The following is a 21,988-nucleotide window of genomic DNA, read 5'->3' as shown; positions in this document are numbered from 1 at the left end:
AGGTGCAATTCCGACACCTTCAACGGTACGGACGCCGACTACCCGGTGCTACGGCCAAAAGTCACTCACCGGCCGGGGGTGTGCGGCGTCGCTGCCGGGCCGCGGGTCGGCCGGCGACTCGGCAGCACCTGTCCGAAGAATCTCTCGACCACGCGCACCGGGCGCGGCATAATTCTTATTGACATGACTGCAACCATCGACGCCCGCGACGTGGGCACGCTGCCGCTCGCGCCGAAGAATCCGCTGCCGTTCCGGCAGTTGTTCGCCACCCGGCAACTGCACACCGGGCTGGTCCTGCTGAGTGAAGCCGGCGGGCCCGTCAGCCGCATCGCCGTCGTACCCAAGCGCGTCGCGCCGCCCATCGTGCTCGTCACCTCTCCCGCCGGGATCCGCGACGTGCTGGGCCGCACCGACAACCTCGCCGAGCGCTCCACGATCCACGAAGAAGTGCGCAACGTGGTCGGCGACAATCTCTTCGTCCTGCCGAACAGCGCCTGGCCGCCGCGCCGGCGCGCCCTGCAGCCGGTGTTCACCAAGCAGCACGTCGACCGGTTCGGCGGACACATGTCCCAGGCCGCTCAGTCGATCGCCGACCGCTGGCGTGACGCTCGAGACGTCGACCTCGACGCCGAGTGCCGCCGGCTCGCCATGCGCTCCCTCGGCTACTCGATTCTCGGTCTCGATATCAACGAGCACGGCAACACCATCGCCGAGAACATGCATGTGGCCTCGCGTTACACGGCCGATCGCGCTCTGCGACCGGTCAAGGCGCCGAAGTGGCTCCCGACGCCGGGACGCCGTCGCGCACGTGCCGCCGTCGCCCGGATGCGCAAGATGACCATGGACGTCCTGCAGGACTGCCGGGCGAATCCGGATCGCGATGCGCCGCTGGTCAAGGCGCTGCTCGCGGCTTCGGACCCCGACACCGGCCGGCAGCTGTCCGACGACGACATCTGCAACGACCTGCTCATCTTCATGCTGGCGGGCCACGACACGACGGCGACGACGCTGACGTACGCCTTGTGGCAGCTCGGGCGTCATCCCGAGATGCAGGATCGCGTGGCGGCCGAGGTCGCCGCGATCGGTGACCGGGAGCTGACCCCCGACGACGTGCCCCGGCTCACCTACACCGCGCAGGTACTCAACGAGTCGCTGCGGCTGTGCCCGCCGGCGGCCGGTGTCGGCCGGACGGCGCTGCAGGACATGGTGGTGGACGGCCACCGCGTCGAAGCCGGCAGCATCGTGGCCATCGGCATCAGTGCCGTGCACCGGGACCCGACGTTGTGGGACCACCCGCTGGCCTTCGACCCCGACCGGTTCGGCCCGGAGAACGCCAAGACCCGCGACCGGTGGCAGTTCATCCCGTTTGCCGCGGGCCCGCGGTCCTGCATCGGTGAGCATTTCGCGATGCTGGTGACGACACTCGCGTTGGCCACCATCGTGCGGTCGAACCGTATCGAGTCGTTGCACGACGACTTCCCACTCGAATCGCCGTACACGACGGTCGCCAAAGGTCCCATCCCGGTTCGGGTCGCCGCGCGGGTGTGACGCCGGCGGTGGCCAACGCGCGCAGCCTGCTCGACTGGGACCACAACGCCTATTACCAGGGCTTGCTACTGCAGCACCTACCGCCGCGGTGCCGACGTGTCCTGGACGTCGGCTGCGGAGCCGGCGGATTCGCCGTCCAGCTCGCCCAGCGCAGCGACCGCGTCGACGCGGTTGACCGTTCGGCAGTGATGATCACCGAGGCGCGGCGCCGGACGCCGACGAACGTGAACTGCGTTCAGGCCGACGTGCTGACCGACGGGCTGCCGGCGACCGGCTACGACGCGATCGTGTCCATCAGCGCACTGCACCACATGCCACTCGACACCGTGCTGCCCCAGCTGGCCGGAGCACTGCGGCCGGGCGGCGTCCTCGCGGCGATCGCGCTGCCTCGAACCGACCTGCGGCGGGAGTGGCCGCAGGAGCTCGCGGCTGCGCTCGCGCATCGCGCGCTCGGTGTCCGGTTTCGCGCGGAACGGCTGCTGAAGACCGGCACCGGGTTCGCCAAGACGCCCGATCACGACGCGATGCCGGTGGTCCTGGATCCACCGCTGACGACGCGCGAAGTCGCCGCACAGACGGCCGAGCTTCTTCCGGGCGCCCACGTGCGGCGCCTGCTCTTCTGGCGTTACCTACTCCTCTGGCAGAAGCCCGCCGCGTAGCCCTCAGGTGCGGGCGTCGGACGACGTGAGCCTGTCCAGCACGTCCAGTGCTTCGCGGCACCAGTCCACCCAGGCTTGCTCCGTACGCAAACCCGCTTTCAACACGAGGTGGCGGAGTACGTCGGCGTCGGCGACCGGGGCCGCGAAGTCGCGGGCATCGATCTCGCGGTAGTTGGCCAGCATCGCTTCGTGCACGGCAAGGTGGTGGGCGATACCGGCACGCACGGCCCCGGTCTCACCGAGTGCTGCGGCTGCACGCACGCGCACAGCGATGGCCATGCGCTCCGGCGCGGGATCGTCGATGCCACACAGCCATTCGCCGAGAGCCCGCCGGCCGGCCGGCGTGATGCTGAATCGCTTGGGCTGGCCGCGCTCGGGGCGGTCGGGAGTCGAGGCCTCGGCGAGCCCAGAGTTCTTGAGCTTGTCGAGTTCCCGGTAGATCTGCTGGTGCGTCGCCGGCCAGAAGTAGCCGAATGCCCGATCGAACCGGCGGGTGAGTTCGATACCGGTCGATGCCCGCTCCGTGAGCGCGGTCAGGATGGCGAATTGCAGCGACATGGCGTGATCGTAGGTCCAGTCGGGTTGCCGCCGGCGGAGCGCAGCAATAGTTCTGTCACGACCGTTATCCAAACTGTTGCATAAAGCCGCGGTGGCGATCTGGCCGACCACCGAACGTTGCCGAATTCATCCCATTGCCAACAGGTTCGAGGATCATCCTCATCAATCGGCCAGCCACCCCGCTCGATTATGCCACTAGTTGCATAACCCGCACGGCACGGCTAAAGTCCTGCACAACCACGGTTTCCGATTCGAAGGGCTATCACCATGGGTCTGCCTCCCGTCCTCGCACAGCGCCTGTCCCTGCCGGTGGTCGCGTCGCCGTTGTTCCTGTGCTCGGGACCCGAACTGGTGAAGGCGGAGTGCCAGGCCGGTGTCATCGGCTCGTTTCCCGCGCTGAACGCCCGGCCCTCGAGCCTGCTCGGCGATTGGCTGGATGAGATCGAAGAGTCGAACGCCGCGTACGCACTCGCCAATCCCGACGCCATCGTCGCGCCGTTCGCCGTCAACCAGATCGTGCACCGGTCCAATGACCGGCTCGAACACGACATGAGCGTCATCGTCGAGCACAAGGTCCCGATCGTGATCACCTCGCTCGGCGCACGACCCGAGATCAACGACGCGGTGCACTCCTACGGCGGCATCGTGCTGCACGACATCATCAACAATGAGTTCGCGCACAAGGCCATCGACAAGGGCGCCGACGGCATCATCGCCGTCGCGGCCGGCGCCGGCGGCCACGCCGGCACCCAGTCCCCGTTCGCGCTGGTTCGCGAGATCCGCGAGTGGTTCGACGGTCCGCTGCTGCTGTCGGGCGCCATCGCCCACGGCCGGTCCATTCTTGCCGCGCTCGCCGCGGGAGCCGACTTCGCTTATGTCGGTTCGGCTTTCCTGTCCACCGACGAGGCCAACGCGGTGCCCGAGTACAAGCAGATGATCGTCGACTCCACCGCATCCCAGATCGTCTATAGTAACCTGTTCACCGGCGTGCACGGCAACTACCTTCGCGGCAGCATCGTCGCTCAGGGCCTGGATCCGGACAACCTGCCCGAATCCGATGCCTCCGCAATGAATTTCGGCTCCGGCGGGAACACCGACGCGAAGGCGTGGAAGGACATCTGGGGCGCCGGTCAGGGTGTGGGCAGCATCAAGGAACGCCTCACCGTCGCGCAGCTGGTCGAAACCTTGAAGACGCAGTACGTCGAGGCCCGCCAGGACCTGCTGAGCCGAGTGCTCGACGACGAGGTTCTCGAACCGGCGCACTAGCCCGCCTGGTACACCACCGCGCCGTCGTAGACGGTGGCCGCCACCAGCGAGGCGTCCAGCGCGGCCAGGACGTCGCGCGGTGGGGCGGCCAGCAGGCACAGGTCCGCAGGCATGCCCATCGTCAGCTGCCGGGGCAGGTGCGGCTGCTCGGGTGTGCCGAGGAACATGCCCAATGCCGTTGCGGCGTCGATGCTTTCATTCGCCCCGAGCACGCTGCCGGCGGGCGTGCTGCGGTGCACCGCGGCACGCATCGCCGCCCACGGATCGGCATCCCCGAACGGCATATCGGTGGACAGCGCGACGGGTATCTGCGCGCCGCACAGCGACGCCACGCGCCACAGCTGGCGATGCTCGTCTGCGGGTACGTCGGTGAGGTACTGCTCGCCGCGCTCGGCGACGAAGTTCGGCTGGGTCACCACCAGCACGCCGAGATCACGCAACTCGCCAAGACAGTCGTCGGGGATGACGGCGCCGTGCTCGATGCGATCCCCGGCGCGCGCCCCCGCCTGTCGCAGGGCGGCAATCGTGACGACCAGTTGCATGGCCGTAACACAATGCAGCGCAACGATTCCGCCCTGACTGTGCCGAGCGGCGATCCAGTCGGCGAGTGCGTCGAGGTCCAGATCGTCGTCGTGCAGAATGCGCTTGGCGGGTGCCAGGACTTCGACGCGCTGGCGCAGTTCGCCGTGGCGGCGCGCCTCGGCGAAGTCCAGCACATCCTCGGCGGTGAGGTCGGGGGTCGCGTCGGTGACACCGGTGACACCGAACGCGGAGAGACGCCGGCTGATCTCGCCGAGCCCGGCGTCGTTGCGCTGCAACGCGTGCGTCCAGCCCGGGTCCGCGCTCCGCAACCGGCCGTCGGGGTGGTCGGGCAGGCCGACGGCTATCAACCCCACCGAGTTCAGTGTCCACAGCACCCCGCTCCGGTGCTGGATGCGCACCGGCACATTCGGTGACACCTCGTCCAGCACTGCACGATCCAGTGGGCCGGCGACGGCCTCGTGATAGCCGACCGCCCGAATCCAACCGTCCACGCCGACGTCGGCCTGCGCCAGGACCGCACGCAGCGCGTCGCGGCTGCGCACCTCCCCCGGGCCCACCCGCACTGACGTCAATGCCGCTGCCGCCGAACGCAGGTGAACATGATGGTCGTGGAGCCCCGGGATGACGGTGCCGCCGGCCGCGTCGAGAATGTCCTCGCCGGCGATCGGCTTGAGGCTGTCCGCAAGGGCCTCGATCCGCCGGCCCAGCCGGATATCGACAGTGCGGCCGTCGAGCATCGTGGCTCGTTGAATCAGCATGTCCCAGAAGCCCTTTCGCGCACGATGTCCCGCACCCGCTGGTTGTCCGCGCCCAGCTCTCCGGCCCGCGACGTCAACGCCGGCGCCATCGGCTCGGCCGCCCGACCTATGCAGTCACCGGCTGTCAGGGGTAGCGCGGCGTACTCGGCCGCCACCGCTGCCAGCGCGATCTCGATGACCTCTCCACCACCGCGCCGCAGCGATTCCGCCATCGCAAGCGCGGCATGCATCCCCGTCAGCGGATCGGCTATCGCGTCACCGCAGAACACGGGCCCGCTGCCCGCCGGATCGGAGCCGACCAGACCACCGGAGACCGCGGCATCATCACCGAAGCCCACCCAGTGGGCGTGGGCCCCTTCCGTACCGTGGCCGGTGACCCGCAGCCACACCCGGCCATCCCGCGCCGGGATGTCTTCCGGCCCCAGGCCCCGGTGTACCAGTGCGTCCGGGCGCGACGATTCGATCACCACATCGGCCACCGCCAACAACTGTCGCAGCTCCGCCGGCTGGCCGAAATCAGCAGCACAGCAGAGCTTTCCGGCGTTCATCCAGTCGAAGAATCGTGGTTCGCCCTGCCGGGTGCCATCCGGCCGCGACGGGCTCTCCACCTTGATCACCGTCGCGCCGGCCCGGGCCAGCAGCTGCCCACACAGCGGGCCTGCCCACATCGAGGACAGGTCGACCACAAGCAACCGGCCGTAGTCCTGGAATGGGTTTCGGGCGCCGTGTCGACGCACCACCGGTGCGGAGGCGGTGGTCTCCGCCTGCACGCCGACCGGAAGGCCCAGCAGACGTGAGGGCTCGGCGACAGCGGCGACCTGGCGACGACCGGCCCACTCGATGATCGCCGACCACACATGCTCAACCGGCACCTCGGATTCGAGGAGCGCCGGCACCGCAGCGACGTCGTCAGGCCGCGCCAGCGTCAGGGCGAACCAGCCGTCCCTGCCGGCGATCAGCCGCGTGGCGCCCCCGGCGCTGATCCGTCCCCGCCGGTGCAGTCCCGACAACGCGGCCCGTCCCGCGAGGAGTTCCGCGGCATCAACCGCGATGCCGAGTTGCCCGGACAGCGTGGACGCGACCGCCCCAGCCCGACTCAATACCGCCGCACGACTGACGTCCGGTGGCCCGTCGGGTAGGCCCGTCAGCGCGGCCAACCCGCTGGCCGACCAGTCCCGCGCCGCCTCGTCACTCACGCACGAACCGCATCGACCAAGCCCCAGTCCAGCGCCGTCGCCGCGTCGATCGTCGCCCCGGACAGCACCAAATACGCTGTGCGCCAGCGGCCGATCCGGCGGGTGATGCTCACCGTGCCGCCCGCGCCGGGGATCAGTCCCAGTGCCAGCTCCGGCAGGCCGAGGGTGGCGTCCGGGTGGCAGGTGACGTGCCCGCAGAACGCGGCCATCTCCAGGCCGCTACCCAGCACCTGGCCGTGAACCACGGCCTGGCACGCCGCGCCCAATCGCGCGGTGATCTCGTCGAGTACCAGGGCCGGGCTGAAGCGTGTGCGGGCCAGGTGTGCCGACGCCGGATCGTCGAACGTCCCGAATTCGGCGAGGTCGCCGCCGCTGCAGAAGGACGGGCCGTTCCCGGTGAGCACCAGGGCGGTCACCGAGGTGTCCAGACGAGCGACCTCCAGCGCCTCGAGAAGTGCCGCCCGCGCATCGGTCGAGAACGCGTTGTGCCGCTGCGGGCGGTTGAAGGCCACGTGCAGCGTGTCGCCGTCGCGATCCGACACCACCGGATCCGGGAGCAGCGGAACGGTTTTCGGTCCGCGCTCGGCCAGCCAACGGGCGAACTCCGCGCCGGACTGCAACGTCGAATACGCCAGCGATTCGGTGATGATCCCGGCGAACGTCGGCGCTGCTGGGTCGAACGCCCGCAGTACGTCGTCGCACACCGCGGCCGTCTGCGGCCACGACTCGACGCGTTCGGTGATCTGCGCCAGCGCCGCGTCGACATCGGGCACCTGCACGGTTCTGCGGTCCGCGCATGGGCGGTCGACCAACGTGAAAGTCGCTTGCTGCAACCAGACCTCGGCGTCATCGCCGGCGGGGTCTCCGATCCCGATCGCCAGACCGGCGGTACCCGGGACATGAGCCAGCGGCACGTTCTCGCCTCCTGCGGATGTCGACACCGGGATCATGCCACTTCACCGCCGCGGCGTTCATGCGCTCGGGTCAACTGAGGGCGTCGAGTCGACGCTCAGTCCAGCTTGACCCGGACTGTGACCCGTCCTTTGTCGTCGCGCGACGCGGTCGCGTGTCCCACCCGGTCGGTGCCGCGAAAGTTGAGCAGCGTGATGGGGCCGCCATCGCCGAGAAAATTGCGCCACCAACTCTTGGAGTCCGGGGACATCACACCGATGACGACCTCGTCATCGGACAGCCGGTAGTTCACGGGCGTCTGGAAGCTGCGCCCCGACTTGCGACCCGTGTAGCGGATCTCGACAAGGCTGCGTCCGACGATGCCGCCGACGACAGGAAGGGTGGTCAGACCGACCGCAGCCTTGTTGAGGGCGCGCACGACGGGGTTGTCGAAAAACGTGCTGGACATGGTCGCCAGGCTAGCGCGGGCGGGTCGAGTCGGCCGACCAGCAGATCTCGATCAGGCGCACTCGCGACAAATGCGGCCCAGCGATCGATCAGCCGCCAGTTCGCTGAGCTGTCGAACGTGAATGCAACGGGTACAGATGAATTCACTGACCTGCTGCGGCGTGCGCACCAGCTGCTGCGGGCTGTCGTAATCGATCGTCATATGGTCGGACCTTTCCAAGACGGACACCGCACATACGGCATGTCCGCACCGGAATGCCCCATCCGCGTTCGAAGTAAACAATCTGCATCGAAGGCCGACCATCCGCGCGCGGCCCGTCTCCGAATCACTGAGTAGGAACTGGCGGTTACGGGAATGTCGTAACGGTCAGCGTGCCGCCGTAGCCGAGGAGAGTTTGTGACAGACGCGGATCAACCCACCCCGTCGTTGCGCGTGCTGGTCACGGGCGCCACCGGATACATCGGCGGGCGTTTGGTGCCGCGCGTCATCGAGGCCGGTCACCGGGTACGGGTGATGGCGCGCAACCCGGACAAGATCAGTGACGTGCCCTGGGCGGCCGACGTGGAGGTGGTGCGAGGTGACCTCACCGACGCCGACACCCTCGGGGACGCCTGCCGCGACATCGACGTCATCTACTACCTCGTGCATTCGATGGGTAACCACGGCGAATTCAGCGAAGCCGAACGCCGGAGCGCGGAGAATCTCGCGGCCGCGGCGCGCGGCGCCAACGTCAAACGCATCGTCTACCTCAGCGGACTGCACACTGCATCCGATCGGCTGTCCCCCCACCTACGGTCTCGCAGCCAGGTCGGAGAAATCCTGATCAATTCCGGTGTCCCGGCCTTCGTGCTGCAGGCCGGCGTCGTCATCGGTTCCGGTTCGGCGTCTTTCGAAATGATCCGCCACCTGACCAACCGGCTACCCGTGATGACAACGCCGCGCTGGGTCAACAACCGCATCCAGCCCATCGCCATCCGCGACGTCCTCTACTACCTGCTGGCCGCCGCCACCGCCGAGCTACCGAGCTCCCGCACCTACGACATCGGCGGCCCCGACGTCCTGCGCTACGGCGAGATGATGCAGATCTATGCCGACGTCGCCGGACTGGCCAAACGCCGAATCCTGGTCCTGCCGGTTCTCACACCCAAACTCGCCGGATTGTGGATAGGGCTGGTGACCCCGGTTCCACCGCAGATCGGCCGCGCCCTGATCGAGTCCCTGAGCACCGACGCCGTGGTCGCCGAGCACGACATCGATGCCGTCATCCCGCCCCCACCCGGCGGTACCACCGGATACCGCGAAGCGGTCAGGCTGGCGCTGCGGCGCATCAAGAACGGCGAAGTGGAAACCACGTGGGCCAACGCCTCGCCGACCGGCGCACCCGCCGATCCCCTGCCCTCCGATCCCAGCTGGACCGGCGACGCCATCTACACCGACGACCGCAGCATCGACAGCGATGCCGCCATCGACCAGGTGTGGCGGGTCGTCGAGGGCATCGGCGGCGAACGGGGTTGGTACTCGTTTCCGCTCGCCTGGACCATCCGCGGGTGGCTCGACGTCCTGACCGGGGGTGTCGGCCTGGCCCGCGGCCGGCGCAACCCGAACACCCTCTACACCGGCGACGCCCTCGACTTCTGGCGCGTCGAGCGCATCGAACGGCCGCACCTGCTGCGGCTGCGCGCCGAGATGCGCGCCCCCGGGAAAGCCTGGCTGCAATGGGAACTGCAGGCCCGCGGGGATTCCACCCGACTCCACCAACGCGCCATCTTCTTTCCCAAAGGCCTTGCCGGACGGCTGTATTGGTATGCCCTGATGCCGTTTCACGGCATCATCTTCACGGGCATGATCAAGAACATCGCGGCCGAAGCGCAGAAGGAGCGGACCCGAGCCGCCTGAGGTGCTGCCGCTGCGTCCCGCCGATGAGTGGACAGTTGTCGGCAGGTGTACACCCGCTCCCGTACGGTGTGTCTGTGAGTTTCGCGATTGACAGGTCAGTAGAGATCGACGCACCGGCCGAGGTGGTCTGGCAGGTGCTCACCGACGGGGCCAGCTACGGCGAGTGGAATCCTTTCGTCACCGAGTGCTCGTCGACGTTCGAGCCCGGCAGCCCGATCGATATGAAGGTGGTGCTGATCGGTCCGCCCAAGAAGCAGCGCGAGTTCATCAACACTTTCACCCCGGGCGTCGAGTTCAGCTACAACATGAAGCCCGCCCCGCTGGGGCTGCTCCGCAGCGAGCGCTCGCATCGCCTGACGCCGCTGCCCGACGGCCGCACCCGGTACGACTCGCACTTCCAGCTGTTCGGCCCCGTGTCACCGATCGTCGCCGGCATCATGGGCCGTGCCCTCAAGAAGGGCTTCGGCGGCATGACCGACGGCGTCAAGAAGCGCGCCGAGTCCCTGCGGTAGGCGCGCGCCGCGCCGGCGGACGGCACGATTGGCTCGTTCGAGTCCGGGTAATCAAGAGCATGCCCGAAACCAGCGCAGCCGATTATCTTCCCGGGGTGCTCAACATCCCGGCGCTACGCACGGCGGCCGGCGAGTGTCACGGATGCGGGCTGTACCAACACGCGCAGCAGACCGTGTTCGGCGCCGGCGACGATGCAGCCGCGATCATGTTGGTCGGCGAACAGCCCGGTGATGTGGAGGACCGTCGCGGTCAACCGTTCGTCGGGCCGGCCGGCCGCCTTCTCGACCGCGCGCTCGGCGACGCCGGGATCGACCGCGGCCGGCTGTACGTGACCAACGCGGTCAAGCATTTCAAGTTCAAGGCCACCGATCGCGGCAAGCGCCGAATCCACCAGAAGCCCAACCGAACCGAGGTGGTCGCCTGCCGACCCTGGCTGCTGGCCGAGCTGCGCACCGTCGAACCCCATGTGGTCGTGTTGCTCGGCGCGACGGCTGCACAGTCGCTCCTGGGCAACGACTTTCGCCTCACCCAGCATCGCGGCGAGACGCTGCAGCTACCGCCCGACACGGTCCCCGACCACGACACCGTGGCCATCGCCACCGCGCACCCCTCCTCGATCCTGCGCCTGCCGTCGCCCGACCGCGACGCCGCCTACCGGGACCTGGTGACCGATCTCCAGAGGTCTGTGGAACTGCTCGGCTGAGAAGCGCCCTGTTCCCAACCGATGAGTCTTGCCTCCGCGTGCAGTCTGATCTACATGGGCAGACTCATCTACGGCTTCAACGTGTCGGTGGACGGATACATCGCGGACGCACAGGGCAGCATCGACTGGTCCGAACCGAGCGACGAACTGCACCAGTACTGGAACGACTTCGAGCGCGAGACGGCCCTGTCGTTCTACGGCCGGCGGCTCTACGAGCTCATGTCCGCGTACTGGCCGACCGCCGACGCCGATCCCGACGCCGGGCCGATGATCGTCGACTTCGCCCGCATCTGGCGCGATATGCCAAAGGTCGTGTTCTCGCGCACCCTGGATTCCGTCGACTGGAATGCCCGCCTGGAACGCGGCGACCCGGTCGAGGTGGTGACGAAACTCAAAGCCGAAACCGACGGCAATCTGGAGGTGGCCGGCGCGACGCTCGCCGCGCCCGTCGTGCAGGCCGGGCTGGTCGACGAGTTCCGGATCGTGCTCGTGCCCACCGCGGTCGGCGGCGGCACCCCGTTCTTCCCGGCGCTGCCCTCGTGGATCTCGTTGCGACTGTTGGAGAACCACACCTTTCCCTGCGGCACCGTCCTGCTGCGTTACGAGACGAAGCGCGACTGAGGACGGCCCGGCTAGCGCGCCGACGCGACGATGATGTCCACCGCTTCGGCCACGCTGTCGGTGCAGTGGATCAGGTCCAGGTCGGATTCGGAGATCTTGCCTTCGGCCAGCATCGTGTTGCGGATCCAGTCGATCAGGCCCGACCAGTAGTCGACGCCCAGCATGATGATCGGAAACGCGGTGACCTTGCGGGTCTGGACGAGGGTCAGGGCTTCGAACAGTTCGTCGAGCGTGCCGAATCCGCCGGGCAGGCACACGAACGCCTGCGCGTATTTGACGAACATCGTCTTGCGCACGAAGAAGTAGCGGAAGTTGATCCCGAGATCGACCCAGTGGTTGAGGCGCTGTTCGAAGGGCAGCTCGATGCCCAGACCGACCGAGTAGCCGCCGGACTCGCTGGCCCCGCGGTTGGCCGCTTCCATCGCCCCCGGGCCGCCCCCGGTGATCACCGCGTAGCCGGCCCGCACCAGCGCCACGCCCAACTCCTCACCCAACCGGTATTCGGGCGAATGGGGTGTCGTCCGGGCAGAGCCGAAAACCGTGACGGCCCTGGGCATCTCGGCAAGGGCGTCGAAGCCCACGACGAACTCGCCCTGGATGCGCATCACCCGCCACGGATCGGTGTGCACCCAATCGCTGGGTCCGCGCCGGTCCAGCAGGCGCTGATCGGCGGTCGTGGTGGCGCACCGCTCGCGACGGAGTTGCACCGGGCCGCTGATCTGGAGCTCGCCGTCGTCGTCCTCGTTCTGGTCCTCGATCACACCGGCCAGCGTATGCGGCGCGCTACGGCTCGTGAACTTGGATCAACGCGTGCCTGCCGCTGGTCCGCCACGGCTGTCCACTCTCATCCAGACCTGCGAGTTGCTCCGCCGTCAGACCCACGACAACTTCCGATTTCAACGTCCGGAGGGCCGTGACCGCAGACGGGAAATAGTCGACGGTGTGGTCGAACGGTGTTGTCGCGGGCCAGTATCGGTCTCCGACGAGGCGCCGGTAGTTGAGGTCGCCTTTCATCACGGTCATCGTGGCGGTCGCGAATTCGGCGGCGAGGTCGTCGGGCATGTCATGGAAGGACAGAGGCGCGCAGAAGAACTTGTGGGTGCGCACCTGGAGTCGGCCGCTACGCACAGCGGCCCAGAGCCGGTCACCGATCTCGCTCAGCTGCGGCCGGGACTCGGCCCGCAGGCGCCCGATGACCGCCAGGACGTCGGCCATGGTCGCATCCGACACGTAGTACGGATGCGGCTTGACGTACAGCACGATCTCGGCCGCCAAGCGCTGACCGAGCAGGCTGTCGGCCAGGACGAGATCCGCCAACAGCTCGCGTCCGGCGTTGTCGGCGACCACGCAGACGACCGCGTTGTCCCGCGACGTGAGGGCAGACCACAGCAACGCGCTGTCGTCGACGAGGATGCCCTCCGACTGGGCGTCCGCGCCGGCGGTGTTCAGCTGCAGCTGGAAACTGAGGTCGGCGCGGTTGCCCCACAGCGCGGCGACCAGGAGTGCCTCGTGCCGCCGGTCGTCCGACCCGTCCGCCAGGTCGGCGAAGGCGCTCAGTTCTCGGTCGACCTCCGGTCCCGTCAACTCGGCGTTCTTGGCCGGAGCGAACGGGTCGATGCTGCGCCAGGTGCCCGTCCCGAAGTAGCCGAGGGCCCCGAGCAATCGGCGGTAGAAGTAACTCTCGCTCCACAGGAATGGCACCTCACCCCACGGTCGTCCGTAGAGGTGCTCGCCCCAGACGAGCCACTCCTGCCGGTCGTGCGCGGTCTCGGGCAACGGCGCGAGGACGCCGGTGGTGCTCTCGGCGAGCAGCTGTTGCAGCTTCGCCTCTTCGGCCGAGGTGTACGGCGACGAGTCCAGTACCTGACGAATCAGTTTCGGATGACGCTCATGGAACACATCCCACTCGAAGGACCCAGGGACCGCCGCCGTGATGGTCGGCGCAGCAGAGATATCCACCGGGGTTCAGCTACTTGCTAGGTGCGGAAATACGGTTCAACCGTGCCGTTGAGCTTGACGACCATCGGGTTGCCGCGACGATCCTTGGCGGTCGGGACCTCCACCCGCACCCAGCCCTCCGCCACGTCGTATTCGTACACGTTGGTCTTCTCGGCGCCGTTGAAGCGAATGCCGACGCCACGGATGAGCGCCTCTTCGTTGTAGAAGGGGCTGCGCGGATCGATGGAGAGGTGGTTCGGTGGAACGTCTGTGTTCTGGTCCTGGGACATGATGGCTTTCGTCGAATGCTGGGCTGGGTACTCGGCTGTAATTCTCTAAGAACGTACGCGACCCCGCGGTGGCGGGCTGCGCGTAGGTCATGGCCGGCCGCGTCGCCGAAACTGGACGTCGTCGAGCAGCAGACGGTGCCCGCACCGAAACCTGTTGGCGGCTTGGGCAATTGCGCCCTCGCGCCGGCACAGAATCCCCTTCCACCTCATGCGTCACAGCTGTCTCGGAAGTCCGCTGGAGAGGCTGTTTGCCTGCACACATAACGGTGCCGGCACTCCGGAAGTCGGCCTACCATCGGAATTTATATGGGCCCGGTGACGGCAACTCACCAGAGCCTCGCGACAGATCAAACCTCATGACAGAAGGAGGGATGGGCTGATGAAAATCGCAATCGCAATCGCTGCCGCCGCGTTCGCACTCAGCCCCATCGGCGTAGCCCACGCCACACCAGGACAATGCTTCAACACCCCCTGGGGCGGATACTGCGACGGGCAAGCCGACGGCAACGGCATCTTCAACCATTGCGAAGGTGCAATGGGATTCAGCAACTGCTTCTACGTCCGTGCCGTACCCACGGATGTCGACCCGCGCGGGTGGGTGCCGCTGACCTGACGGCGCCGTTCCGCTGCGGCGTTCAGTCCGGTATCAGCCGGAGTTGGCGTGCCTTCTCCAGAATGATCCGGGCGCGGTTCAATCGGGGTAAGTCGCTGCCGTCCTTCGGTTTTCCGCCGCGCGCGTTGAACTGCTCGACGAACTCGCGGGCCCAGCCGATGTCGGCTTCGGACGGGCTCAGTCCGGCGTTGATGGTCTCGGCATCGGACGAGCGCAACGCGAGCTTGCCCGTCATACCCATCTGCCGGGTGAGCGCCACGCCCTCGGCCAGCTGATCTGGATCGCGGGTGGGCCCGTCGATCGGACCCGGGATGTGCGCGGCGCGCGACGCGATGACCAGCTGCGAGCGGCTGTAGGCCAGCGCCAACGGGTCCTGCTCGACCCCGATGTCCAGCGTGTAGTCGTTGACGCCGAACGCGATGCGAAAGCACGGTCGCGCCGCGGCGATGTCGTGCACGCGCGCCAGCCCGCGCGCCGTCTCGATCAATGCGATCACCGGCGACTCACCGCCGAGCCGGTTCGCGGTGTCCCACATGTGATTTCCGCCCTCGGTCTTGGCCAGCACAACGCCCTTGACCCCGCGGCACTCCGCCAGCGCACGGCAGTCGGCAGACCAGAAATCGCTCGACGCATCATTGACCCGGACCCATGCCCGCGCCCCGGCGTTCAGGAACTCGACGACCCGCTCCCGAGCCCCCTCCTTCTCATCGGGAGCGACGGCGTCTTCGAGATCCAGAATGACCTCGTCGCATTGTGTCGTCGCCAGGACTGCCCCGAGGTCGGGTTCGCGAGACGGGTTGACGAGCAGCCAGGAGCGCGAAACTTTCGAGTTCACGGTCATGGCGTCAGGCTAGTCGCGCCGCCGTCCCACACGCAGCAGCCAGGTGGGCAGCGCCAACCCGTGGATGATCCGTTGCGTCCGAAAGTACTGGCGCGGAAGCGATGCCGTGTTGTAGGGCAGGTCGTACTTCGCGCACAGTTCCCGCACCCGGACGCTCACTTCAGGCAACCGGTTGCTCGGCAGATCAGGGAACAGGTGATGCTCGATCTGGTAGCACAGGTGCCCACCCGAGAACGCCAGCAGCGGGCTTGCGTTGAAGTTCGCCGTCCCGAGAATTTGTCGCAGATACCATTCGCCGCGAGTTTCGTCCTTGACCACCGCGGGGTCGAACGTCTCGGCCCCGTCGGGGATGTGCCCGCAAACGATGTTCACGTACACCCACAGGTTCCGCAGCACATTCGCGACGGCATTGGCAGCCAGCGTGCGACGCCACCGGCGCAGGCTCAGCGCCGGGAAGAACACATAGTCCTTGCCCAGCTGGCGCGCGCTCTTGGCGAGAAACTTCCGCTTCTCCACCGCGACAGCGTCTGGCGTCTCACCCCGGAGCCGCTCCGAGTGCAGGCCGTGCAGGGCGATACCCCATTCGAACGTCGCTGCCAGCACCAGGTTTCCAAGCGGGGTGAACAAATGCGCCCACCGCCACGCCTGGTCGGTCGTCACCCGTAGCAGGCGGTAACCGATGTCCTCGTCCATGCCGAGCACGTTGGTGTAGACGTGATGCCGATAGTTGTGCGAGTACCGCCACTGCGCGGAATGTCCGACCATGTCCCACTCCCAGGTATTGGAGTGGATTTCCGGGTCGTTCATCCAATCCCACTGGCCGTGGGAGATGTTGTGGCCCAGCTCCATGTTCTCGACGGACTTCGCATACGCCAGCGCGCACGTGCCGGCGACCCAGCCAATCTTGGACCGGCTGCCGGCGATCATCAGCCGCGCCGCGACATCGAGCGCCCGCTGAAAATGGATCACCCGCCGGATGTACGCCGAGTCCTTCGCCCCGAGCGACTCCTCGACGTCCCGGCGGATCACGTCGAGTTCGTAGCCGATCTCTTCGACGTCCTCACTGCTGAGGTGCACGTAGGCAGAAACATCGGCGATCGCCATCAAGGTGTCCTCGGGTGGGTGCGGCGGTGAGACGGCGCCATCGGGGCCACCGCGAGGCCTTTGACCTGCAAAAACTTTGTCGGGCTGACAGGATTTGAACCTGCGACCACTTGACCCCCAGTCAAGTGCGCTACCAAGCTGCGCCACAGCCCGCGGCGCTGCCGGACGAACCGGCAACGGTTGGAAAGCCTACCTCAGACCTCCCGCCGGACCCTAAACGGGTCCGGCGGCGAGTCGGCGGCTAGCGCTTGGCCCCGCGCTTCTCGCGCACCCGCACATTGATCTTGATCGGGCTGCCTTCGAAGCCGAACTCTTCACGCAGCCGGCGCTCCAGGAAGCGGCGGTAGCCGGCCTCCAGGAAGCCCGTGGTGAACAGCACGAAGGTCGGCGGTCGCGAGGCCGCCTGCGTGGCGAACAGGATGCGCGGCTGCTTGCCACCGCGCACCGGCGGCGGTGTGGCGGCCACGATCTCCTTGAGGAAGGTGTTGAGCCGCCCGGTCGGGATACGGGCGTCCCACGACGCCAGCGAGGACTCCAGCGCCGGTACCAACTTCTGCACGGCCCGACCCGTTTTCGCCGAGATGTTCACGCGCGGAGCCCACTGCACCTGCACCAGCTCGCGCTCGATCTCCTTGTCCAGCAGGTAGCGCCGGTCTTCGTCGACCAGGTCCCACTTGTTGAACGCGATGACCAGTGCGCGCCCGGCCTCGATGACCATCGACAGCACCCGCAGGTCCTGTTCGGTCAGCGGCTGGGAGGCGTCGATCAGCATGATCGCGACCTCGGCGGCGTCGATCGCGCCGTGCGTGCGGACCGAGGCGTAGAACTCGTGCCCGCTGGCCTGGCCGACCTTGCGGCGCAGACCGGCCGTGTCGACGAAACGCCAAGTCTTGCCGTCCAACTCGATCAGCGAGTCGACCGGGTCCACCGTGGTGCCGGCGACGTCGTGCACGACGGACCGCTCGTCGCCCGACAGCTTGTTCAGCAGCGAACTCTTACCGACATTGGGCTTGCCGACCAGCGCGACACGGCGCGGACCGCCTGTCCCACCGGACATCTCGGAGACCTCGGGCAGCACCTCGAGCACGCTGTCGAGCAGGTCTGCCACGCCACGGCCGTGCATCGCACTGATCGAGTGTGGCTGTCCCAGCCCCAGCGACCAGAGCGCCGCCGCCTCGGATTCGACCTTCTCGTTGTCAACCTTGTTGGCCGCCAAGAAGACCGGCTTGCCGGAGCGCTGCAACCGCTTGGCCGCGGCCTCGTCGGCCGAGGTTGCCCCGACCACCGCGTCGACCACGAGAATGATCGCGTCGGCGGTGCGCATGGCCACGGTGGCCTGCTCGGCGACCAGCATCTGCAGGCCCTTGGCGTCGGGTTCCCAACCGCCGGTGTCCTGCACCACGAACCGGCGCCCGACCCACTGCGCGTCGTACGACACGCGGTCGCGGGTCACGCCCGGGATGTCCTGCACCACCGCTTCGCGACGGCCCAAGATGCGGTTCACCAGAGTCGATTTGCCGACATTCGGGCGGCCGACCACGGCCACCACGGGCGGGGGCCCGGCGTACTCGTCGACCTCGGCCTCGAATCCCTCCGAGCCGATTTCCCAGTCACCTTCGTCGAACCACACACCGTCGTCGTCGCTCATTGACGCACACCTACCTTCTGCTGCACGAGATCCAGCAGATGTGCCACCACATCATCCTGGGTCATATCGCTGGAATCGACGACGATCGCATCGTCGGCCGCCTGCAGTGGCGAGACCGCGCGCGTCGAGTCCAGATGGTCCCGGCGCTGCACGTCGGCAAGCACCGCTTCGTAGTTGTCACCCGAGCCGTTTGCGACGTTCTGCGCATTGCGCCGACGGGCCCGCTCCTCGGCCGAGGCGGTCAGGAAAATCTTGAGATCGGCGTCGGGCTTGACGACGGTGCCGATGTCGCGCCCCTCGACGACGACCGAGCCGGCCGCCGCGATCAGCTCACGCTGCCGCCGCACCAGCAGCGTCCGCACGGCCGGGATCGCCGACACGGCCGATACCGCGAGAGTCACCGCGTCGCCGCGAATCTCGTCCGAAACGTCCTCGCCGGCAAGGTACGACGTGTCGTGGTCCGGGTCGAAGCTGACGGAGAACTCGGTCTTCTCACACACCGCGACGACGGCGTCGGCGTCGGCCGGGTCGATGCCGGCCCGCAGCACCGCGAGCGTCACGATCCGGTACATCGCACCGGTGTTGATGTGGTTGGCGCCGAGTGCGTGCGCCAAACCCGTTGACACCGAGGACTTCCCGGTTCCCGCTGGGCCGTCGATGGCAATGACGAGGGCGTTCACAGGCCCACCGCCTGGTACAGCTCGCCGACTTCCTTGCGCGTCAGTGCCCGCAGGCTGTTGACCCGCTGGTCCCCCAGCGCCACTGTGCCGATGTGCGTGCGCACCAGTTCCTTCACCGGGAAACCCACCTCGGCCATCAACCGGCGCACGAGGCGATTGCGGCCCTCGTGCAGCACGATCTTCACCAACGACTTACCGGCGACCATGTCGACCACCGCGAATTCGTCGACATAGACCGGGCCGTCGTCCAGTTCCACGCCCTCGCGGACCTTCTTGCCCAACCCGCGGGGCACGGTCCCCTGCACGGTCGCCAGGTACGTCTTGGACACTTCGTACCGCGGGTGCATCAGCCGGTGCGCCAGCTCGCCGTCGTTGGTCAGCAGGATCAGCCCTTCGGTGTCGGCGTCGAGCCGGCCGACGTGGAAGAGCTTCTTGTTGCCGCGCACGCGATGCTCGACCAAGTCACCGATGCAGGGACGGCCCTGGTCGTCAGACATGGTGGAGTGCATGCCTTTTGGCTTGTTCAGCGCGAGGTACACCAGGTCCTCGTCGACGAGGACGCGGGTGCCGTCGACCCGGACGACCTGCCGATCGGGGTGCACCCGCGTGCCGAGCTCGGTGACGATCTGGCCGTCGACCTCCACCCGCCCGTCCAGGATCATCCGCTCGGCGACGCGGCGAGAGGCAATTCCCGCCTGCGACAACACCTTCTGCAGTCGCACGCCTTCTTCGTTGGCCATGTCAGTCCCGATCTACGTCGAATTTGGCCGGCTCCGCAGCCGGCACAGGGGTTCCGCCGAGTTTGGCGAAACGCGGCTCCTCAGAGAGCGTCTCGGTGATGTCGTCGATGACGTCGACATCAGGCAACAGCGGGGCGAGTTCCGGCAGCTCGCTCAGCGAGGTCAAACCGAGCCGCTCCAGGAACAATTCCGTCGTGGCGAAAGTCGTTGCGCCACTGTCGGCATCGGTGCCGGCTTCGATGATCAGCCCGCGCGCCGCGAGGGTCCGCATGACGGCATCGACGTTCACGCCACGCACCGCACTCACCCGGGCGCGCGTCACCGGCTGCCGGTAGGCCACGACTGCCAGGGTCTCCAGCGCCGCCCGGGTCAGCTTGGACCGGGCGCCGTCGAGGATGAGCCGCTCGACGTAGGGCGCGTACCGGGCGCGGGTGTACATCCGCCAGCCGCCGCCGGCCTCGCGCAGGTCGATGCCGCTGCCGCGCTCGGCCAGCTCGGCGGCCATCCGGCGCAGCTTGTCCTCGACCCGCTCGATCGTCTCGTCCAGCGCGGAGGCCAGAGAGTCGACCGGGGCCGGGGTATCGACCACCAGCAGCAGGGCCTCCAGAGCGCACCCGAGCTCGTCATCGCTGATCTCGGTGTCGAGTTCGTCACCTTCGGCGACAGCGGCCGCGTCGGTCACACCGGCGTCAGGCTCGACGTCCTCGCCCACGCTGCTATCCGCGGCGATCACCGCGTCGTTGTCCGTCATTGGTCTTCTTCCACCGCCGCTGCCAGATGCTCGTTCGTCGGCCGCTCACCGGTCCACGAAACTTGCAGCACTCCAAGCGGTTCAATCTGCTCGAAGTTTACCGCCTTGGCACGGTAGAGCTCTAACAGCGCCAGGAACCGGCCGACGATCTCCATGCCGCCGTCGCAGTCGGCGACCAGATCGGTGAACGACGCCCACTCCCCGACGCCGCGACTCTCCAGCAGCCCCATCAGTTTCATGGCCTGCTCGGGCACCGACACCGCCTGCACGTGCAGGTGATCGACGCGCAGCGACGGCACCGGACGCGGTGTGAACGCGGCCGCCGCGATCTGGGCGAACCGGTCGGCGTCGACGCCCAGCATCACCTCGGGCAGCAGCTCGGTGAACCGGTCCTCGAGCGTGACGGCCCGCGGGTAGCTGCGCATCGCCGCGGCCTCGAGCTCGGCGAACATCAGCGCGACGTGCTTGAACGCCCGGTACTGCAGCAGCCGCGCGAACAGCAGGTCGCGCACTTCGAGCAGTGCCAGGTCGTCCTCGTCGTGGACTTCGGCAGCGGGCAGCAGCCGGGCGGCCTTCAGGTCCAGGAGCGTGGCGGCCACGACCAGGAATGCCGTCGTCTCATCCAGCTCAAGCTGGCTGCCGATCGCCTTGGTGTACGCGATGAACTCGTCGGTGACCTGGTGCAACGCGACCTCGGTGACGTCCAGCCGGTGCGCGAAGATCAGCTGCAGCAGCAGGTCGAAGGGGCCCTCGAAGTTGGTCAGCCGGACCTGGAACCCCGGTTTCTTGGCGTCCTCTTGCCCGGTCACTTCACCGCCAGCGACGTCGGCCTCGGCAATCACGCGCCGAACCGGTCGATGACCTCAGCAGCCAACGCCCGGTACGCCTGGGCGCCACCGGATTTCGGGGCCCAGGTGGTGATCGGTTCACCGGCGACGCTGGTCTCCGGGAAGCGCACGGTGCGGCTGATGACGGTGTCGAACACCAGATCGCCGAAGCGCTCCACCACCCGGGCCATGACCTCACGCGCGTTGACGGTGCGGTTGTCGTACCGGGTGATCAGGATGCCGCTGATGTCGAGCTTGGGGTTCAGCCGGTCGCGGACCTTGTCGACGGTGTCGGTCAGCAACGCGAGGCCACGCAGCGAGAAGAACTCGCATTCGGTCGGGATGATCACGCCGTCGGCGCACGCCAGGCCGTTCACCGTGAGCAGTCCGAGCGACGGCTGGCAGTCGATCAGCACGTAGTCGTAGCGGTCCAGCACGGGGTACAGCGCGCGCGACAGCGTCTGCTCGCGGCCGACCTCGTTGACCAGCTGAATCTCGGCGGCCGACAGGTCGATGTTGCTGGGGACCAGGTCCAGGCCCTTGACCCGGGTGTTGATCAGCACGTCGTCGATCGACACCCGCGGCTCGACGAGCAGGTTGTGCACGGTGTGCTCGAGCTCGTAGTGCGGGACGCCGAGGCCGGCGGACAGCGCGCCCTGCGGATCGAGGTCGACCAGCAGCACGCGACGGCCGTATTCGGCCAGGCTGGCGCCCAGATTGATGGTCGACGTGGTCTTGCCGACGCCGCCCTTCTGGTTGCACATCGCGATGACCTTGGCCGGGCCGTGCACACTCTTGGGCTTGGGCTCGGGGATGTGTCGCGCGGGACGTCCGGTCAGGCCGATCGCGGGTTCCGGATCTGCGGTCGCGGACGCGCCATCGACATCAAGCGGCATCGAAACCGGTTCCACCGAGCTCAGGCCCCCCACGCCTGT

General features: G+C 67.6%; 25 protein-coding genes and 1 tRNA gene. 8 read left to right on the top strand and 18 right to left on the bottom strand.

The window, feature by feature from the left end:
- Positions 1–183 precede the first annotated feature (183 nt).
- The gene (locus tag ACJEIK_RS13115) at positions 184–1,548 is read left to right on the top strand and encodes a cytochrome P450 (protein WP_409431574.1); all 1,365 of its coding nucleotides are present in this window, start codon (positions 184–186) and stop codon (positions 1,546–1,548) included.
- The gene (locus tag ACJEIK_RS13110; RefSeq protein WP_406784966.1) at positions 1,545–2,207 is read left to right on the top strand and encodes a class I SAM-dependent methyltransferase; all 663 of its coding nucleotides are present in this window, start codon (positions 1,545–1,547) and stop codon (positions 2,205–2,207) included. Before ACJEIK_RS13115 ends, ACJEIK_RS13110 begins: the two co-directional genes overlap by 4 nt.
- A gap of 3 nt (positions 2,208–2,210) precedes the next feature.
- On the opposite strand, the gene ACJEIK_RS13105 is transcribed toward ACJEIK_RS13110, so the two are convergent.
- On the bottom strand, positions 2,211–2,765 hold the full coding sequence (locus ACJEIK_RS13105) for a PadR family transcriptional regulator (protein ID WP_406784967.1): 555 nt from the start codon (positions 2,763–2,765) through the stop codon (positions 2,211–2,213).
- Positions 2,766–3,032: 267 nt separating this feature from the next.
- Here ACJEIK_RS13105 and ACJEIK_RS13100 point away from each other — a divergent pair, with 267 nt between their 5' ends.
- A complete protein-coding gene (locus ACJEIK_RS13100; RefSeq protein ID WP_073696427.1) occupies positions 3,033–4,031 on the top strand; it encodes a nitronate monooxygenase family protein in 999 nt (332 codons plus the stop codon).
- On the opposite strand, the gene ACJEIK_RS13095 is transcribed toward ACJEIK_RS13100, so the two are convergent.
- The 5 genes from ACJEIK_RS13095 to ACJEIK_RS13075 are packed head-to-tail and all read right to left on the bottom strand — an operon-like array spanning position 4,028 to position 8,089.
- Positions 4,028–5,332: an amidohydrolase family protein gene (locus ACJEIK_RS13095; RefSeq protein ID WP_409431573.1), complete on the bottom strand. Its 1,305-nt coding sequence runs from the start codon at positions 5,330–5,332 to the stop codon at positions 4,028–4,030. The genes ACJEIK_RS13100 and ACJEIK_RS13095 overlap by 4 nt on opposite strands.
- The gene (locus tag ACJEIK_RS13090) at positions 5,326–6,528 is read right to left on the bottom strand and encodes a CoA transferase (protein ID WP_409431572.1); all 1,203 of its coding nucleotides are present in this window, start codon (positions 6,526–6,528) and stop codon (positions 5,326–5,328) included. Before ACJEIK_RS13090 ends, ACJEIK_RS13095 begins: the two co-directional genes overlap by 7 nt.
- A complete protein-coding gene (locus tag ACJEIK_RS13085; protein WP_409431571.1) occupies positions 6,525–7,478 on the bottom strand; it encodes an enoyl-CoA hydratase/isomerase family protein in 954 nt (317 codons plus the stop codon). The genes ACJEIK_RS13090 and ACJEIK_RS13085 overlap by 4 nt, the downstream gene beginning before the upstream one ends.
- Positions 7,479–7,537: 59 nt before the next feature.
- Complete coding sequence (locus ACJEIK_RS13080) at positions 7,538–7,888, bottom strand: hypothetical protein (RefSeq protein ID WP_409431570.1); 351 nt, start codon at positions 7,886–7,888, stop codon at positions 7,538–7,540.
- A gap of 51 nt (positions 7,889–7,939) precedes the next feature.
- A complete protein-coding gene (locus ACJEIK_RS13075) occupies positions 7,940–8,089 on the bottom strand; it encodes a DUF4193 family protein (protein WP_110783747.1) in 150 nt (49 codons plus the stop codon).
- A 195-nt stretch (positions 8,090–8,284) separates the two neighbouring features.
- Between ACJEIK_RS13075 and ACJEIK_RS13070 the strand changes: the two genes are divergently transcribed.
- The 4 genes from ACJEIK_RS13070 (at position 8,285) to ACJEIK_RS13055 (ending at position 11,621) form a co-directional block, all read left to right on the top strand.
- Entirely contained in the window at positions 8,285–9,784 is a 1,500-nt protein-coding gene (locus tag ACJEIK_RS13070; protein ID WP_237163064.1) for an SDR family oxidoreductase, read from the top strand.
- A 74-nt stretch (positions 9,785–9,858) separates the two neighbouring features.
- Positions 9,859–10,296 (top strand): SRPBCC domain-containing protein, encoded by a 438-nt coding sequence (locus ACJEIK_RS13065; RefSeq protein WP_061007185.1) that lies wholly within the window; start codon positions 9,859–9,861, stop codon positions 10,294–10,296.
- 59 nt (positions 10,297–10,355) lie between these two features.
- Positions 10,356–11,000, top strand: a complete 645-nt coding sequence (locus tag ACJEIK_RS13060) for a UdgX family uracil-DNA binding protein (RefSeq protein WP_409431569.1) — start codon at positions 10,356–10,358, stop codon at positions 10,998–11,000.
- A 54-nt stretch (positions 11,001–11,054) separates the two neighbouring features.
- Entirely contained in the window at positions 11,055–11,621 is a 567-nt protein-coding gene (locus ACJEIK_RS13055; protein WP_409431568.1) for a dihydrofolate reductase family protein, read from the top strand.
- An 11-nt stretch (positions 11,622–11,632) separates the two neighbouring features.
- On the opposite strand, the gene ACJEIK_RS13050 is transcribed toward ACJEIK_RS13055, so the two are convergent.
- Genes ACJEIK_RS13050 through ACJEIK_RS13040 form a run of 3 tightly spaced genes read right to left on the bottom strand, consistent with a single transcriptional unit; the run spans position 11,633 to position 13,849 of the window.
- Positions 11,633–12,379, bottom strand: coding sequence for a TIGR00730 family Rossman fold protein (locus ACJEIK_RS13050; RefSeq protein WP_409431692.1), 747 nt, complete (start codon positions 12,377–12,379; stop codon positions 11,633–11,635).
- A 25-nt stretch (positions 12,380–12,404) separates the two neighbouring features.
- Positions 12,405–13,580 (bottom strand): damage-control phosphatase ARMT1 family protein, encoded by a 1,176-nt coding sequence (locus tag ACJEIK_RS13045; RefSeq protein ID WP_409431567.1) that lies wholly within the window; start codon positions 13,578–13,580, stop codon positions 12,405–12,407.
- A 17-nt stretch (positions 13,581–13,597) separates the two neighbouring features.
- A complete protein-coding gene (locus tag ACJEIK_RS13040; protein WP_061007180.1) occupies positions 13,598–13,849 on the bottom strand; it encodes a DUF3297 family protein in 252 nt (83 codons plus the stop codon).
- 379 nt (positions 13,850–14,228) lie between these two features.
- Here ACJEIK_RS13040 and ACJEIK_RS13035 point away from each other — a divergent pair, with 379 nt between their 5' ends.
- Positions 14,229–14,462 (top strand): hypothetical protein, encoded by a 234-nt coding sequence (locus tag ACJEIK_RS13035; RefSeq protein ID WP_406784972.1) that lies wholly within the window; start codon positions 14,229–14,231, stop codon positions 14,460–14,462.
- Between the two features lie 22 nt (positions 14,463–14,484).
- Here the strand turns inward: ACJEIK_RS13035 and ACJEIK_RS13030 are convergent, their stop codons facing one another.
- The 9 genes from ACJEIK_RS13030 to ACJEIK_RS12990 all read right to left on the bottom strand — a co-directional run bounded on the left by ACJEIK_RS13030 (position 14,485) and on the right by ACJEIK_RS12990 (position 21,949).
- On the bottom strand, positions 14,485–15,303 hold the full coding sequence (locus tag ACJEIK_RS13030; protein WP_409431566.1) for an HpcH/HpaI aldolase/citrate lyase family protein: 819 nt from the start codon (positions 15,301–15,303) through the stop codon (positions 14,485–14,487).
- Between the two features lie 9 nt (positions 15,304–15,312).
- The gene (locus ACJEIK_RS13025; RefSeq protein ID WP_409431565.1) at positions 15,313–16,407 is read right to left on the bottom strand and encodes a fatty acid desaturase family protein; all 1,095 of its coding nucleotides are present in this window, start codon (positions 16,405–16,407) and stop codon (positions 15,313–15,315) included.
- 79 nt (positions 16,408–16,486) lie between these two features.
- Positions 16,487–16,560: transfer RNA gene (locus ACJEIK_RS13020), tRNA-Pro, on the bottom strand.
- An 88-nt stretch (positions 16,561–16,648) separates the two neighbouring features.
- Positions 16,649–18,055 carry a ribosome biogenesis GTPase Der gene (der, locus tag ACJEIK_RS13015; RefSeq protein WP_061007176.1) on the bottom strand — a complete coding sequence of 469 codons (1,407 nt, stop codon included), beginning with the start codon at positions 18,053–18,055 and terminating at the stop codon, positions 16,649–16,651.
- Positions 18,052–18,735, bottom strand: coding sequence for a (d)CMP kinase (cmk, locus tag ACJEIK_RS13010; RefSeq protein ID WP_409431564.1), 684 nt, complete (start codon positions 18,733–18,735; stop codon positions 18,052–18,054). The genes der and cmk overlap by 4 nt, the downstream gene beginning before the upstream one ends.
- A complete protein-coding gene (locus tag ACJEIK_RS13005) occupies positions 18,732–19,475 on the bottom strand; it encodes a pseudouridine synthase (protein WP_061007174.1) in 744 nt (247 codons plus the stop codon). The genes cmk and ACJEIK_RS13005 overlap by 4 nt, the downstream gene beginning before the upstream one ends.
- Before the next feature lies 1 nt (position 19,476).
- The gene (gene scpB, locus ACJEIK_RS13000; protein WP_061007173.1) at positions 19,477–20,226 is read right to left on the bottom strand and encodes an SMC-Scp complex subunit ScpB; all 750 of its coding nucleotides are present in this window, start codon (positions 20,224–20,226) and stop codon (positions 19,477–19,479) included.
- Positions 20,223–21,065: a segregation/condensation protein A gene (locus ACJEIK_RS12995; protein ID WP_409431691.1), complete on the bottom strand. Its 843-nt coding sequence runs from the start codon at positions 21,063–21,065 to the stop codon at positions 20,223–20,225. Before ACJEIK_RS12995 ends, scpB begins: the two co-directional genes overlap by 4 nt.
- Entirely contained in the window at positions 21,065–21,949 is an 885-nt protein-coding gene (locus ACJEIK_RS12990) for a ParA family protein (RefSeq protein ID WP_204158607.1), read from the bottom strand. The genes ACJEIK_RS12995 and ACJEIK_RS12990 overlap by 1 nt, the downstream gene beginning before the upstream one ends.
- Positions 21,950–21,988: the final 39 nt, after the last annotated feature.

The organism is Mycobacterium sp. SMC-16, from assembly GCF_046250085.1.
GTDB lineage: Bacteria > Actinomycetota > Actinomycetes > Mycobacteriales > Mycobacteriaceae > Mycobacterium > Mycobacterium phocaicum.
This window is presented reverse-complemented; position numbering and strand designations above follow the sequence as displayed.

Bases quoted from the DNA above. Each gene is read 5' to 3' on its own strand.
- ACJEIK_RS13040 (WP_061007180.1), bottom strand. From the start codon at position 13,849: ATGTCCCAGGACCAGAACACAGACGTTCCACCGAACCACCTCTCCATC.
- ACJEIK_RS12990 (WP_204158607.1), bottom strand. From the start codon at position 21,949: ATGCCGCTTGATGTCGATGGCGCGTCCGCGACCGCAGATCCGGAACCC.
- ACJEIK_RS13005 (WP_061007174.1), bottom strand. From the start codon at position 19,475: ATGGCCAACGAAGAAGGCGTGCGACTGCAGAAGGTGTTGTCGCAGGCG.
- ACJEIK_RS13085 (WP_409431571.1), bottom strand. From the start codon at position 7,478: ATGATCCCGGTGTCGACATCCGCAGGAGGCGAGAACGTGCCGCTGGCT.
- ACJEIK_RS13100 (WP_073696427.1), top strand. From the start codon at position 3,033: ATGGGTCTGCCTCCCGTCCTCGCACAGCGCCTGTCCCTGCCGGTGGTC.
- ACJEIK_RS13060 (WP_409431569.1), top strand. From the start codon at position 10,356: ATGCCCGAAACCAGCGCAGCCGATTATCTTCCCGGGGTGCTCAACATC.
- ACJEIK_RS13095 (WP_409431573.1), bottom strand. From the start codon at position 5,332: ATGCTGATTCAACGAGCCACGATGCTCGACGGCCGCACTGTCGATATC.
- ACJEIK_RS13105 (WP_406784967.1), bottom strand. From the start codon at position 2,765: ATGTCGCTGCAATTCGCCATCCTGACCGCGCTCACGGAGCGGGCATCG.
- der (WP_061007176.1), bottom strand. From the start codon at position 18,055: ATGAGCGACGACGACGGTGTGTGGTTCGACGAAGGTGACTGGGAAATC.
- ACJEIK_RS13055 (WP_409431568.1), top strand. From the start codon at position 11,055: ATGGGCAGACTCATCTACGGCTTCAACGTGTCGGTGGACGGATACATC.
- ACJEIK_RS13080 (WP_409431570.1), bottom strand. From the start codon at position 7,888: ATGTCCAGCACGTTTTTCGACAACCCCGTCGTGCGCGCCCTCAACAAG.
- ACJEIK_RS13075 (WP_110783747.1), bottom strand. From the start codon at position 8,089: ATGACGATCGATTACGACAGCCCGCAGCAGCTGGTGCGCACGCCGCAG.
- ACJEIK_RS13030 (WP_409431566.1), bottom strand. From the start codon at position 15,303: ATGACCGTGAACTCGAAAGTTTCGCGCTCCTGGCTGCTCGTCAACCCG.
- scpB (WP_061007173.1), bottom strand. From the start codon at position 20,226: ATGACGGACAACGACGCGGTGATCGCCGCGGATAGCAGCGTGGGCGAG.
- ACJEIK_RS13025 (WP_409431565.1), bottom strand. From the start codon at position 16,407: ATGGCGATCGCCGATGTTTCTGCCTACGTGCACCTCAGCAGTGAGGAC.
- ACJEIK_RS13035 (WP_406784972.1), top strand. From the start codon at position 14,229: ATGAAAATCGCAATCGCAATCGCTGCCGCCGCGTTCGCACTCAGCCCC.
- ACJEIK_RS13115 (WP_409431574.1), top strand. From the start codon at position 184: ATGACTGCAACCATCGACGCCCGCGACGTGGGCACGCTGCCGCTCGCG.